This is a genomic window from Companilactobacillus kimchii DSM 13961 = JCM 10707, from assembly GCF_001435445.1.
GTDB classification, from domain to species: domain Bacteria; phylum Bacillota; class Bacilli; order Lactobacillales; family Lactobacillaceae; genus Companilactobacillus; species Companilactobacillus kimchii.
Genome location: NZ_AZDH01000014.1, coordinates 222,155 through 236,615 on the forward strand (window position 1 = coordinate 222,155; position 14,461 = coordinate 236,615).

The window sequence follows — 14,461 nt, forward strand, 5'->3', positions numbered from 1 at the left end:
AGTATAGCATTCTTTTATATTTGTGAAAAAACGTTCGTCGCATCATCATCGATGGCTAAAATCGACGAATCAATGTTTAAATCTTCTTTATTGATAACTACTAATTTAGCTTGGGAAGCGCTGTACTCTAGTAATCCTGCGAAGGGATATACTTTAAAGCTAGTTCCCACTACCACTAGTAAATCAGCTTTTTGAACTGCTAAAGCAGCATTTTGAAAGTTCTTTGGATTAATATTTTCTCCATATAGGACAGTCGTCCCAGGACGAATAATACCGTTATCTTCGTGATGTCGGTAATCTTTTAAATAATCCTTATAATCAAACTCTTTGCCACAAGTTAAGCAATGAATATTATCATACAAATTACCGTGAAACTCTACCACATTCTTAGCTCCTGCTTTTGTGTGAAGCTTATCGACATTCTGGGTTACGATGGCACCCTTTTGATTGCTGATCTGGGCCATTTTCTCATGAATGATATTAGGTTGTGCATCAGGAAAGTACATATTATGAACTACGAAATCATGGAAAACATCGGGATGTTCAACTAAGTTGTCATGACTCAACATATATTCCGGTGGAAAATTATAATTCTTCCGCTTATACAATCCATTTTTTGAACGATAATCAGGAATCCCCGATGGTACAGAGACGCCTGCACCAGTTAGAAAAGTTACAAAATTAGCCTTGTCTAATAATTCTTTAAACTCTTCAATCTTATCTTGCACCTTAATCCCCTCTTATCTAGTTAAGTATTTAACTCCTTCTTTTTCGAAAACATCGATGATCTTGTATTGATAGAAGGCCTTGTAAAACTCTGGTGTCACTTTACCAGGATCAATATCTAAGGTTGTAACACTTTGACCGTCGTTAATACCTAAAAGTACGAAGGCATCTTTTCCAGTTGCACGATTCTTAAATGAAGAATGCTTTACTTGGTAAACTTGATTTAATGATAATCTCAATTGACGTTCTGATAATACAGGCGTGACATTTAGGAACTCGTGATAACCTAGACCTTCATAACCATTAGATAAAATAATTTCATTATAAGCATCCAATGCATTAACTAAAGCACGTCTGAAGTGGAAAGCACTTGATAAGTCATTAGCTTCTGCAATCTTGACTAATTTTTCAGCATACTTATATGATGTTGGGAATTCATCTTTCCATTTGTCATCTTGAGCGTGTTCACTAAAAATAATGCCATCAAACATAATCAAAGTACGGTAGAAACGCATATTGGCTAAATCTAGAGAAACCTTTGGTGTAAGTGCTGCCTCAATTCCTTTGAGAAATTCTTCTTTGATCTCGTCTGTATAAGTTCCATCAGCTTTTTGAGATTTTAAAACTGAGATATGTTCCAATGTTTCAAAGATTGAATTAGCAATCGCTAAAATACGACCATCGTAATCCGGCTTACCAGATGTTACAGCACAAGAAATACTTGGCTCATCAGATAATTCCAAAGCAATATGATAAAGTTCATGTGCTAAGACAAATTCACTGTATTTTTCATTAGTAATAACGACTTTTACAATATCACCATTAATTTCATGGCTTGCTTGATCTAAAGTCAAAAATTCCTGTTCTGAATAGTCTGAGTATATTTCGACTTTTTTATTATATTCTTGCTCAATTTTTTGGACCTGCTCTACAATATTAGTAGATAGGTCATTGTTATCTATTTGTTTCATTACTACACCTCATTTTAAAGGAGATTTTTTATGGATGTTAATGTATCTTTACCGAATAATCTTTTGCCTGACAAATATGGCAAGCATGCTGCTCCTGAGGATATAAAAAATGGGAAACCTCTAATTAGTTTCCCAATTCAATTATCCAATCTACCGGCAGATACAAAAACTATTGCTTTGACTTTTACTGATCCTGATTCAATTCCCGTTTGTGGATTTGAATGGATTCACTGGACAATGGCAAATATTCCTAGTTCTCAACTAGAAATACCTGAAAACTTCAGCCAACTTGCTCAAAGCCCAATTGTTCAAGGAAAGAACAGCACAGCTAGTCCATTAACTGATGGCCCCAAAGATTTGGCCACTGGTTACAATGGACCATATCCACCAGACCAAACCCATGATTACATTCTCAAGGTGTTTGCTCTAGATGATAACCTTAACTTGGAAAATGGTTTTTGGATGAACGAATTATTGCACAAAATGGATGGACATATTCTTGACCAAACTCAAATAACCATCCCTAGTCGTGCATAATTGTTTACTCTTTTAAATGCATCTTGTGGAAATAATTAAAGACATAACCTTCTCTAACTCCAAAATTCGAAAAACGAATTTCAGTAGAGGGGGTCTTTTTTATTATCTCAGAGATTATCAATATTCCACCTAAAATGACTTCATATCTACCATCACTCAACTCTTTGATTTGACTCCGTTCTTCCATTGAAGCATGAATCAATTGGTTAAATAAGTCATCAATTTGATCAACGGTAATCACTGAATTGTGAAGCGTCTTTTTTCTTCTATTTTCACGATTCAAAATGCTAGTTACGGCTCTTAAAGTTCCGCCTAAACCAACGAAGGTAGCTTTCGCATTCATCCATGTAAGTCGGTCTAAACGTTCACTGATATCTTTTCTTGCCGCTCTTAGTTGTTCACTTTTTATTGGATCACTTTCTAAATACAAATCCGAAATTGAAATAGCACCAATTGGAATACTGAGACCGTGTTTTAAGCGTCCTTTTTTTGCCAAACTAATTTCACTACTACCGCCACCAACGTCAACAATCAACGCATCTTTGATCCGCATCGTGCTACGTACGGCTACATAATCATAATAAGCTTCTTCTTGCTCATTAATGATTTCTAGTTGTAGGCCAGTTTCTTTAAGCACGGCAAAAATCAATTGTTCTTGATTTTTAGCCATTCTGACTGCTGCAGTGGCAATTAAACTAGTTCGATCTACGTGATACCTTTCAATTCGAGTTTGAAATTTCTTTAGAACATCAATGGTCTCTTCTATTTGATCATTAGTTAAAAGACGGCTCTGAGCAATTGATTTGCCTAATCGAACCGGCTCACGCCAACGATCCAAAGTTTTAAAGCGATTCTTTTTTGAAGATCGATACACCGATGTTCTAATGGAGTTAGATCCAATTTCAATAACTGCTAACTTCAAATTTACATCACATCCCATTGTATCAATTATATAAAAAAATAGGCCTATATAGTAGACCTATTTTTCACAAAGTTAAGAAATTAGTTCATTCTTTAACTGTTTTCTATCATTAAAGAATTGTCTGTAACCTAAATAACAGGAAATAATTGAACCGATACTAGTTGATGCTAACAGCATAAAAGTAACCATGATCTGGTATTTAATCGCCTTAACTGGGTCAACCCCAGCAAAAATCAATCCTGACATCATTCCTGGCAAACTAACCAAACCAAGTGTCTTAATTGAATCGATCGTGGGTTGCATACCACTCTTGATGCTATCTCGTAAAATATCGAGTGAAGCTAGTTTAATATCGGCACCTAAAGCCAATTTTTCCAAAATTTGTTGATGGCGGTCGGAAAAAGTCTGTTTCATATTGCGGTAACAAAGTCCGATGGCAACCATGATATTGCTGGCAATCATTCCTGTAACGGGGACGATCTGTTCAGGGACAAATTTAATAGAGCCAGTGAAAACTAGAGTTCCTAAAGTAATCGTCGTACCCACAAAGATAGCTAACAATGATGATTGAAAAGCCTTGGGAATACCATTACCACGTTTTCCAGCGTTATAAGAAGCATTAATAACAATAATAATGAAGCAAGCTAATGTTAACCAAATATCATCAGCCTTAATAACAAATTTTAAAACATATCCGACAATCGACAACTGAATGATTGCTCGAACAACACCAATAATAATATCTTTATCAATATGTAACTTTTCAATATAGCCAATTACTAACGCTACAATTACTAATACAAATCCCAACATTAAAGTTGAATTGGAGACTGTTAAATTAGACATTGTTCACTACCTCCCCATTTTTGATAGTTATTTTGTCATGTGCGGCTTCAATTTCTGATTCATCATGTGTTACTCGTAAGATTGTTAACCCACGTTGATTGAATTCTTTCAACATCGAATGCACGATATTTTTGTTCTCTACATCCAAACCAGCAGTAACCTCATCAGTTATCAACACTTCCGGTGGAAAAATCAAATTACGTAAAAGAGCAATTCGCTGTTTTTCACCACCAGAAACATCATTGACGCTCTTATCAAGATAGCTTTCATCCAAATTGACCATCTTCAAATACTGTTTAACTTTGGCCTCATCAAACTCTTTATTACGAACTTCAAAGGGAAATGTTAAATTATCTCGCACCGTTTTACCAAACAAGGTCGGTTGTTGAAAAGCGTAGGAAACTCTTTGACGGTATTCCGTTGGTTCATAAGAATCAATTGGTTTGCCCTCAAATAGTGCTTTTCCCGATGTTTGACTGATCATTGAAGCTAGAATCCGCATGAAAGTACTCTTTCCACTCCCTGAAGGTCCCACTACTGTGATGTATTTACCCTTTTCTATTTCTACACTGATATGTTTTAAAATCTCTTTATCTCCAACTTGATAAGACAAGTCTTGAACATCAAAAATCTTTTCCACAATCATCTCACCTCTCCCACTAATTTTACTGTTAATTATCAACATATTTATCTACAATACATAATAATCGGCCTACGAGTGAAATCATAGATAAATACAAAATCTCGACCAATTAACTAACAATTGATCGAGATTCTTTTATTTAGGAAATTGAACACAATTCTATCCCTATCGATAAAACCGAATTTTATTATTATATCGGATTTATTTCTGATTAAGCAAATACACGTTTGACACCGGCGATGTTCCCGCGTCCTGAATAGATTGAGTGTACTTGCACAGCGTATGGCCATGATTCAATCATCGTATCACGGTTTAATAAAATTCCCACGTGCCAAATCAAACCAGTCGAGGGATCAGTGTAGAAAATCAAATCCCCTCTTTGACGATTATTGAAGTCAACCTTTGGCATACGACCATCGCTCCAAAGCATGCGGCTATTCCACTCATTACCCACTTGAGCGTGTTGAATAGCCGAAACTGGAGCCGGATTAATACCTGAAGCATATAAAGCCTGAGTTACCAGTCCTGAACAGTCAACTCCATATTGTGGTGAACTGGCAGCACCGGAGATCCAAGTCTGACCTAAATACTTATATGCCTGATTGATCATTGCTTCAATATGGTCTGATCTTGTACTTGTCTGGTTAGTTTCTAGTGGTGCTACGTAAGAATCAATATCATACCAAGAAGACTCTGAGAAGCCCATATTTTCCCACGTAGCTAAGTTAACTACTCCCGTTGCAGGTAATCCTCTGCGAGCTTGGAAACTTCTGACACTAGCCGCAACCGAACTATCATAGATAGTATGAGCATTGGAATAGCCAAAGTATCTTCTCACTAAATAAACTTTGACACCTTCAACGCCATTATAAAGATCATATCCAACATTACCCACAGGTTTAATTTGAGTATTTTGAATCCGGAGCCAACTACTTGGATTTTGATAGCCTACTACTGTAGTTGCATCATTACTATTGACCCAAATATTATTACCAATTCGATAATAATTTAGACCGCTACTCTGGTCGATCCTATCGTATTTCCATAAGGAATTAGCCACAAAATTCTTTTGACCATTACGATAAAAACCATTATCATCATGAGAAAAACTGACACCACCCCAACCATTGATGGCTACTGTTCCAGATTCTCCATGACCGTAACTGATAGTTACATCTTTGGCTTCCAAATACTCATCTGTTGCCACACGATAATACGTTTGACCTTGATATATCATCTTTTGATCAGTTACCCAGGAAGTATCAGCTCCTAATTTTCGATTCTGAATTAGTTCACCATTTTCTGTGTATAACTTTGTTATAGACTTCGTACTGACGATTGCCTGAGAATCAATTTTGGATGTATTGGTCGAATCGGCTTTAACACTTTGTGGAGACATCATTAATAAAGCTAAACCACAAACAAAAGCAATTTTGATTTTGTTACTCATTTGTCTGTACCTCTTCCTTAAAAATAATGGGATTTATTAATTTATATCCGTATAATTTTTTTCGTAATAAATTTAACATCATATTTAATATTACTTAAATATTTAGGCGTCATTTTGATAGACGTTTTGTCTCCGTGATATAGTTCTACTGCTGCTGTTGCTGGGATAGGTGTTCTATTGCCGTCTTCCACAAAAATTGGGAATACCTTGGAACGCCATGGGCACGATTTGAAACTAATAATCTTACACTTTGTGCAAGATTATGGATTTCCAAAGTCGGCCTCATTGTAAGTGGCAAAGCCACTAACAATGATTTCATGGCTGAAGGCATTCCCAATTTTTGTTCCAGACTAAAGAGTATTTCAATTTTTAATCTGAGAAAAATGATTTGTTTTCTTTCAATTTATAACATTCTTTCTATACCAATATTTCCAAATTGAAGTTAATTTTATTACATACACTTCGATATGGATTACTTTCTTATCTCCTTCTCATTAACATCCATATCACCTCCGAATTGCAAAAAACGACCAACACCATTTCTTTCTCAATTATGATTAGTTCTCCACTTCATCCACACAATATACACATCCATTCCAAATAGAACCGTTCACTAGTCTGGAGTAAAAGTTGAAAATGCGGTCAGCTGTGAAATCATTGTTAGCGGCTTTGCCGGTTACAATGAGGCCGGACTTGAAGATCCATTATTTTGCACGAAGTGTGAAATAATTAGCTTCAAGCCGTGCCCACAGCGTTCCACCAGCATTTTCAACTTTTACGGAAGACGGCATTTTACACCAACAAAAAATAGCACCCACTAGGTTTACGAATATACGTATTCCCAATAGATGCCATTATTTTTTGTCCCACAAGGAACTTTATTTTTGATTCTTAATTTCTTGAATTAGCTTAGCTTGTGCTTCGGCTTTAAATTCTTTTTGAGCCTGTTGGATAACTTTCTTTTGCTCAACTGATGTCATAGTTGGATTTGCTTGCATTGCTTTGGCTACTGCTGCCTTCACATAAGCTTGTCCTTCTTGCTTCATTTGAGCCTTAAAAGTCTTACTCTTCATTTTCTTTTGTAGTTGACTAGCTTGTGTTGTTGTCAAAACTAACCAATCATTGCCGACTTTAAAGGTATTTGTTTGTTTAACAAATTCTTTGTCGTTATCAGAAATTCCAAAGAGGAATGAATAGAAACCATTTTTGTATTCCCAACGTGTTGTTTTCTTTGTTAATGTAGCAGCTGAATAATTTCCAGTCTTGACTACGTTTTTAACATTTACATCAACTTTAGTTGTTTGTGGTTTCTTAGCTTTAGCAGTTTCAGGAGTACGGTAAACATAAACACTTTCTTTGCCACTTGTGCCTAGCTTCTTCTCTAAAAGTAAGTTAGATCCTTTTTGAACGGATTGAATCTGATAATTCTTTTCGGTAGTTACTTTTTCCATTCCAAAATGACCATATTCATTTGAAATCAAAAGTACCAAACTTATGATAAACAGAGCGATGAATGTGAATGATAATCCATATCCAACTTTTTTATTCTTTAAAAAGACGGCGAAGAAATATGCTAATCCTGCACAGATTAAAATTGTAATTAAAATCATTATTCTTCACCTGCCAATTCTGTTTTCTTCAATTGATCGGTATCGATTGTCTTTGATTTGGCACTGCCCTTAACCATAAATGTGATCAAGAAACCAATTAAACAAAAGACAATAGCGACAGCAAAGGCTGCGTGATATCCACTCAATGTAGCATTGAAGAATTTATCTTTATATTCTAATGGTGTTGCTTTAAGAATGGCATGTCCTGGTTTTAAGTTGTTTGTAACATTAGTCAAGACACTGACCAAAATAGCTGTACCCATAGAACTGAAAACTTGTCTAACGGTATTATTAACGGCTGTACCATGACTCATCAAGTTGAATGGCAATGCATTCATACCATCAGTTGTAACTGGCATCAAGACCATTGAAATACCAAACATACGAATCATGTATAGCACAACGATATCTAAAACAGGTGTGCTTTTTGTTAGGAATAAGAATGGAATTGTACCGGCTGTTAATAAGAACATACCCATACGTGCCAAATCTTTTGGTCCATATTTATCAAAAGCATTACCTGTAATTGGACTCATAACACCAATCATCAAGGCACCTGGTAGTAAGGTTAATCCTGAATGGAAAGCTGACATACCTTTAACGATTTGTAGGTACAATGGAAGCACCATTTCAACCCCGACCATGGCCATATTAGTAACTGATGACAAAGCGGCCGCAATCGCGAATTTCTTTTCTGTGAAAACACGTAATTCCAAGAATGGTGTATCCATATGTAATTGGCGATAACCAAATAGTAGGATGAAAATAATACCAACAACAATTGAGCCAATAACTTTCATTGAACCCCAACCATCATCACCAACAGATGAGAAACCATAAAGAATGGCACCAAAACCAAGTGTTGATTCAATTAATGAAAGCACGTCTAATTTAGTACGACGTGTTTTGATAACTGGACGCATAAAGAAGAATGCCAAAATCAAAACGATAATGACAATAGGGATGATCATTCCGAAAAGTTGTCTCCATGAAGAGTTATCAATAATAAAACCTGAAAGTGTAGGTCCAATAGCTGGAGCAAGTCCAATAACTAAACCACCTAGACCCATGGCAGCACCACGTTGGTTAGCTGGGAAGATTGATAACATAACCACTTGCATAAGTGGCATTGTAATACCAACACCGACAGCTTGAATCAAACGTCCAGCCAAGATAGTACCGAAGTTTGGCGCCGTAAAACACATAATTGTACCGACTAAGAAAGTCGACATTGCGATAATATACAAAATCTTTGTACTAAAATTGTTACTTAACCAAGCAGTAACAGGAATCATAATTCCGTTAACCATCAAAAATCCAGTCGTTAACCATTGAACGTCGGAAGTAGTAACACTAAATTCCTTCATCAAGGTTGGAAAGGCTGTGGTTAAAATTGTACCGTTTAAAACAGTACAGAATGTACCAACAAGAAGCACTAAAACCAAAAGATTACGGTTAAAGGGGTTCCCATGTGCATCCACAATTGCTTTATCATTATTCGCCATAATAACAAAAATTCCTCTTCTCTATATTATTTAGAAGGTATTTCGATGTCATCAAGGTTCTTGTAAACCTTCATCAAAATACTCTCTAATTCTGTTTGTTCCTCAGAAGTTATGCCTTTAAAGATTGCATCATTACTCTCGCTGAATGCCTTACGCACTTCACCATAAAGCTCTGAACCTGCTTCAGTAATGCTAACAATCTTCTTACGACGATTATTAGGATCAGCATGCCGGGATACGAATCCGCGATCCTCAAGTTTTTTTAACGAACGGGCAATACTGGCACCATCAAATAATGTGATTTCACCAATCTTATCCTGACTACATTCATGTCTCTTATAGACAATGGCTAGCAAAATACTTTCAAAAGCATTCAAATCTTCTTTTTTCAAATAACTAGCCGCGATTCGTTTCCTGATCATCGTGTATCTCATCACGAAACCAATCAAATTATAGTCATCCATAAATCTACCTCATTTTCTTCAAAAAAAACTTTAATTTTTTTAGAACAAAAAATATGCTACACCCGACTCTTGATAAAATCAAGAGTTAAGTGCAGCATTTTTCTGTAAAAACGTTTTTAATTTTCAGAAACTAGTCGAAATAGTTAACACCGATTGCTTTTCTAACTTCTGTTAAAGTTTGATTAGCAACGATGTTGGCGTTGTCACTACCCTTTTTAAGAATATCGTAAACACCAGGAATATCTTTTTCATATTCAGCACGACGATTGCGGATTGGTTCTAGAATTTCTTGTAGAACATCATTCAAATAACGTTTTACTTTAACATCGCCCAAACCACCAGCTTGATATTGTGCCCTTAATTCGGCAATCTTATCTGTATCCGTACCGAAAGCATCTAAGTATGTGAAGACAGTGTTGCCTTCAATTTTACCTGGATCTTCAACATGTATATGATCTGGATCAGTATACATAGACATAACCTTCTTAGTTACAACATCAGCAGGATCTGACAAGTAAATACAATTACCTAGTGACTTACTCATTTTGGCGTTACCATCGATACCAGGCAATCTACCTTGGCCTTTAGGTGGGAAGACACCTTGAGGTTCAACCAATGTGTCAACGTTATAAGTATTATTGAAAGTACGAACTATTTCGCGAGCTTGTTCCATCATTGGTTCTTGATCATCACCAACAGGAACTGTATCGGCTTTAAAAGCTGTAATATCAGCCGTTTGACTAACTGGATATGTTAAGAATCCAGCAGGAATACTTTGTCCAAAACTCTTTTGTTGAATCTCTGATTTAACAGTAGGATTTCTTTCCAAACGAGAAACAGAAACAAGGTCAAGGTAGTACATTGTCAATTCATTTAGTGCAGGGATTTGTGATTGTACTAAAATATTAGTTTTGCTAGGATCGATTCCTACAGAAAGATAATCAAGTGCAACTTGAATCAAACTGTTACGAACCTTTTCTGGATTTCTAGCATTGTCAGTGAAGGCTTGCATATCAGCAATCATGACAAACATTTTGTATTTGCCTTCATTTTGAAGTTTCACACGGTTCTTCAATGAACCTAAATAATGTCCAATGTGCAACTTACCTGTGGGACGATCCCCTGTCAAAATAGTATTTGTTTTCATATTTTTCCTCCTGGATTCATTAATGCAAAAACATTTTTGAGGTGGTATAATGACTCTCCATAAAAAAAGCGCCCTATTATATTAATAATAGGACGCTTAAACGTGGTGCCACCTGTTTTGTAGAGTATACTCTACCACTCAAAGTTATAAGGTAACTAGCCATACCCATTTCCCAAAACAAGGTTGATAACTTTTTCAGCCATGAAGTTATTCTCTAATAGCAACTACTTGAATTAGTACTCAAAAATGCTTATGCTTTAATGTACTCTAATTGCTATTAGCATAATTAAAAAACAACAAATTGTCAACGAGAGGTATTTTAATGACGATCAATCAATCCAAAGAATCAGAACAAAAGCGCGTCGATCAAGTTGCCGGAAAAATCGAACGACAGATTGAACGTGTTGATGCCAGTATCGCACAGGCACACAAAGAAACTAGCCGTATCGAACGTAATTACGGTGAAAATACCAAAGTTAATACCACTGAAGTCGATGACCAAATGGAAACTAACGCTTCCGTTCAACAACAGAAACAATTGGTGGCTTTAGCTGTCGAAAACGAAAATATCTTGAATTCAAATCGTCTCAAGTTAGAAAATCTTCAAGGTTCTCCCTACTTTGGACGAATTGATATTGTCGAAGATGGTGAAGAGGATACGCTTTATATAGGTACTTCTACACTCCAAGACGACGATGGCGAATTCTTAATTTACGATTGGCGAGCTCCTATTTCTGGTATCTATTATAACGGTACTTTAGGAAACGTTACTTATCCTACTCCTAATGGTACTGCCGAAGTTGAATTGAAGAAAAAGCGTCAATTCCAAATTGTCCACAATAAGATTCGAAACATGTTCGATACTAATGAAACTGTTGGTGATGAAATTCTTCAATCAGTTTTAAGCGAATATAGCGATGAATATCTAAAAAGTATAGTCGCAACCATTCAGCATGAACAAAATATTATTATTCGTGACGTCCGTTCCGATGTTCTTTTAGTTCAAGGTGTAGCCGGATCAGGTAAAACTTCAGCCATATTGCAACGTGTCGCTTACCTGCTTTATCACAGTCGTACAACAATGAATGCCGATAATATTGTTCTCTTTTCACCTAACAAATTATTCAGTAATTATATTTCTGAAGTCCTTCCTAGTTTGGGTGAACGAAATATGCGTCAAGTTACTCTCAATGAATTTATTTCACTCCGTCTAACAGGTGTTCAAGTAGAAACACTCTTTGAACGTTATGAAAAGGATGAACGCAATTTACCAGAAACCACTATCAAGATGCGTTTATACAAAGAAAGTGGCGACTTCCTAGAACATTTGGAACAATTAGAAGACGATCACCGTGAGCATACGCCATACTTCGAAGACATTATTTTTGAAGGTAAGCCATTTTTCACCGGTGATGAAATTTCTGAAATTTATCAAAGTACTAATCCGGCTTATCATATCCCCGACCGTTTTCTGAAAACTAAGAATACTTTGATTAAACGTCTCCAAAGAAGAATTCACGAGGATCGAAATGAAGATTGGGTTCAAGCCGAAATCGATAACTTATCTGATGAGGATTTTCAACAAATCATTACAGACCACAATATTGAGGAATCAGCTAACCAACGTGAAATTATTGCTGAAGAGTTTTTGCGTGAACGATATGCACCAATTTACAACGCCTTACTCAATAACTACTTCTTTAATCCTTACAAGGAGTACCTTTTCTTACTTAATAAGATGCAGCAAAATTTAGTTTCTGACAGTATTTGGCAAACTATGATTGAATCAATTGATAACCAAATTGAAGCTCATAAATTAAACCTCAGCGACTCAGTTGCTATTCTCTATTTAAGAGACTTCATTACCGATGGTGGTATCAATCATGCTATTCAGCACATCTTCATTGATGAGGTTCAAGATTACACAATGGCCCAGTTAAAATACATCTCCCATGCCTTTCCTAACGCTAAAATGACTCTGTTAGGTGATCGTTCACAAGATGTTTTGACTAGCTCCTATCGTAAAAATGATTTAGTCACTGAAGTTAACGAATTGTTCAAAAAGAAACGTATCACTACCATAACTTTGAATCAGAGTTACCGTTCAACCGCTGAAATAACTAACTTTGCTAAGAAACTATTGCCAAACGGTGATGAAGTCAAAGCCTTCTCTCGTCAAGGTGAAGATCCTGTTATCAAAGTTTTCAACGATGATGGTTATTATCAAGGTTTGAAAGAAACGGCTAAAGAATTAAACAAGAAATATGATACTGTTGCGATTCTAGCCCGTAATCAAGCTCAAGCTGAACAGATTTATACCCATTTCAGTGATGAATCTATCGTTACATTAGTTGACGCTGACTTCCGTTCCATTCCTAAGGGAATTCTAATTTTACCAATCTATTTGGCTAAAGGACTGGAATTCGACGCCGTTATTGGTCACGACATTTCAGCTAAAAATTATCCGGATCTCCGTAGTACCGATGTGCTTTACACGATTTGTACTCGGGCAATGCATAGTTTAACTCTGTGTGTTGATGGTGAATTGTCACCCCTACTTCAAAAAGAACCTCAAAAATTAATTTCTGAAAACTAATTTTAGGTAATATAAAAAGTCGACCTTGGTTTGGTCGACTTTTTTGATGTTCTTTTTTAGATAACCAATGTGCCTGACAATATAGTAGAAACGAGTTACGTAGACCAGATTCCTGTGCTCTGCAGGGCTTCACAAACTGTCTGCTTCGCAGCCATCAGAATCTAAACAGGTCACTGCATTCTCTATCGAAATGAGCTACGCAGGGGCAACTCCTTCCGGTTAAGTCAACTTATCTCTGCCGGCGCTTCGCCACCGACTGAGATAAGTAGTCTTAATCCTCGGGAGCTGACCGCCCCTGCTTCGCTCTCTATATAATTATAGTTCCAACTGCGGCACTGACCATGGCTACAAATATCGCCATTTTCTCATCCTTGGTGTACAAATATGTTAAAGCGTAACACCAACCTAAGGCCATCATCATTAAGAATTGTAAGATTGACCCTGGTAAACTAATTACTCCGGCTATAATTCCACTAAAAATAATTCCCATCACGGCGCTGTATGCTGAACTTTCTCTAAAGAAATAATTGAAGAAAAAGCCTGTTTGCACCAATTGTTGTTGAATCGCAACAATAAAGACGTTTGCAATCATATTAAATACAAATACTTTTTGATCGGAGCTGGCTATATCATCGTTTTGGAAGCTTGGTAATTTCCCAGTTACTTGTAAATAACTAACCATGATTCTTAACAAGCAAACCATTACGATCATCAGACTAACTAGACCGATGTTAGAAACTAGTGAATAGGCAAAGCCCTCTGCTGTATCTGAAAATGATTTTTCTTCACGGACATATTTTCTAATCATTAAAAACAGAGTGAAAAGTCCAATTAGGAAAAATATAACGGTAATCGGTATATTCAAACCTTTTTGGGTGGCAGCTGCGTTTTTAAACATCAATGTAACAATAGAAAATACTATCCAAATTATATATCTGACAAAATCTGTACTTGGGGATTCTCCTACGCGCATAATAAATTCTTCCAATCAATAATTTTACTTTGCCATTATATCATACGCTAATACTTCATTTTAGAGGTGTT

The 14,461-nt window shown here is 36.2% G+C and carries 13 protein-coding genes; 2 read left to right on the top strand and 11 right to left on the bottom strand.

The genetic code is table 11. The features are described 5' to 3' along the window. Positions 1-14: 14 nt before the first annotated feature. Together FC97_RS06585 and FC97_RS06590 are read right to left on the bottom strand one after the other, a co-directional pair. Positions 15-716, bottom strand: coding sequence for an NAD-dependent protein deacylase (locus FC97_RS06585; RefSeq protein ID WP_054642567.1), 702 nt, complete (start codon positions 714-716; stop codon positions 15-17). A gap of 24 nt (positions 717-740) precedes the next feature. After that, the gene (locus FC97_RS06590; RefSeq protein WP_054642409.1) at positions 741-1,697 is read right to left on the bottom strand and encodes a hypothetical protein; all 957 of its coding nucleotides are present in this window, start codon (positions 1,695-1,697) and stop codon (positions 741-743) included. 30 nt (positions 1,698-1,727) lie between these two features. Between FC97_RS06590 and FC97_RS06595 the strand changes: the two genes are divergently transcribed. Next, complete coding sequence (locus FC97_RS06595; protein ID WP_054642408.1) at positions 1,728-2,234, top strand: YbhB/YbcL family Raf kinase inhibitor-like protein; 507 nt, start codon at positions 1,728-1,730, stop codon at positions 2,232-2,234. Between the two features lie 4 nt (positions 2,235-2,238). Here the strand turns inward: FC97_RS06595 and FC97_RS06600 are convergent, their stop codons facing one another. The 8 genes from FC97_RS06600 to trpS form a co-directional block, all read right to left on the bottom strand. Then, on the bottom strand, positions 2,239-3,156 hold the full coding sequence (locus FC97_RS06600) for a Ppx/GppA phosphatase family protein (RefSeq protein ID WP_054642407.1): 918 nt from the start codon (positions 3,154-3,156) through the stop codon (positions 2,239-2,241). 72 nt (positions 3,157-3,228) lie between these two features. Beyond that, positions 3,229-4,002: an ABC transporter permease gene (locus FC97_RS06605; protein ID WP_054642406.1), complete on the bottom strand. Its 774-nt coding sequence runs from the start codon at positions 4,000-4,002 to the stop codon at positions 3,229-3,231. Further along, positions 3,995-4,642, bottom strand: a complete 648-nt coding sequence (locus FC97_RS06610) for an ABC transporter ATP-binding protein (protein ID WP_054642566.1) — start codon at positions 4,640-4,642, stop codon at positions 3,995-3,997. The genes FC97_RS06605 and FC97_RS06610 overlap by 8 nt, the downstream gene beginning before the upstream one ends. A gap of 214 nt (positions 4,643-4,856) precedes the next feature. Continuing rightward, entirely contained in the window at positions 4,857-6,095 is a 1,239-nt protein-coding gene (locus FC97_RS06615; RefSeq protein ID WP_056967954.1) for a C40 family peptidase, read from the bottom strand. 878 nt (positions 6,096-6,973) lie between these two features. After that, the gene (locus FC97_RS06620; protein ID WP_054642403.1) at positions 6,974-7,705 is read right to left on the bottom strand and encodes a DUF4811 domain-containing protein; all 732 of its coding nucleotides are present in this window, start codon (positions 7,703-7,705) and stop codon (positions 6,974-6,976) included. After that, positions 7,705-9,210 carry an MDR family MFS transporter gene (locus FC97_RS06625; RefSeq protein WP_054642402.1) on the bottom strand — a complete coding sequence of 502 codons (1,506 nt, stop codon included), beginning with the start codon at positions 9,208-9,210 and terminating at the stop codon, positions 7,705-7,707. The genes FC97_RS06620 and FC97_RS06625 overlap by 1 nt, the downstream gene beginning before the upstream one ends. 26 nt (positions 9,211-9,236) lie before the next feature. After that, positions 9,237-9,674 carry a MarR family winged helix-turn-helix transcriptional regulator gene (locus FC97_RS06630; protein ID WP_054642401.1) on the bottom strand — a complete coding sequence of 146 codons (438 nt, stop codon included), beginning with the start codon at positions 9,672-9,674 and terminating at the stop codon, positions 9,237-9,239. Between the two features lie 130 nt (positions 9,675-9,804). Next, positions 9,805-10,821: a tryptophan--tRNA ligase gene (gene trpS, locus FC97_RS06635; protein ID WP_054642400.1), complete on the bottom strand. Its 1,017-nt coding sequence runs from the start codon at positions 10,819-10,821 to the stop codon at positions 9,805-9,807. A gap of 322 nt (positions 10,822-11,143) precedes the next feature. On the opposite strand from trpS, the gene helD reads away from it, so the two are divergent. Then, positions 11,144-13,417 (top strand): RNA polymerase recycling motor HelD, encoded by a 2,274-nt coding sequence (gene helD / locus FC97_RS06640; RefSeq protein WP_054642399.1) that lies wholly within the window; start codon positions 11,144-11,146, stop codon positions 13,415-13,417. A 307-nt stretch (positions 13,418-13,724) separates the two neighbouring features. On the opposite strand, the gene FC97_RS06645 is transcribed toward helD, so the two are convergent. Next, complete coding sequence (locus FC97_RS06645; protein WP_056967956.1) at positions 13,725-14,390, bottom strand: CPBP family glutamic-type intramembrane protease; 666 nt, start codon at positions 14,388-14,390, stop codon at positions 13,725-13,727. Between the last annotated feature and the right edge of the window lie 71 nt (positions 14,391-14,461).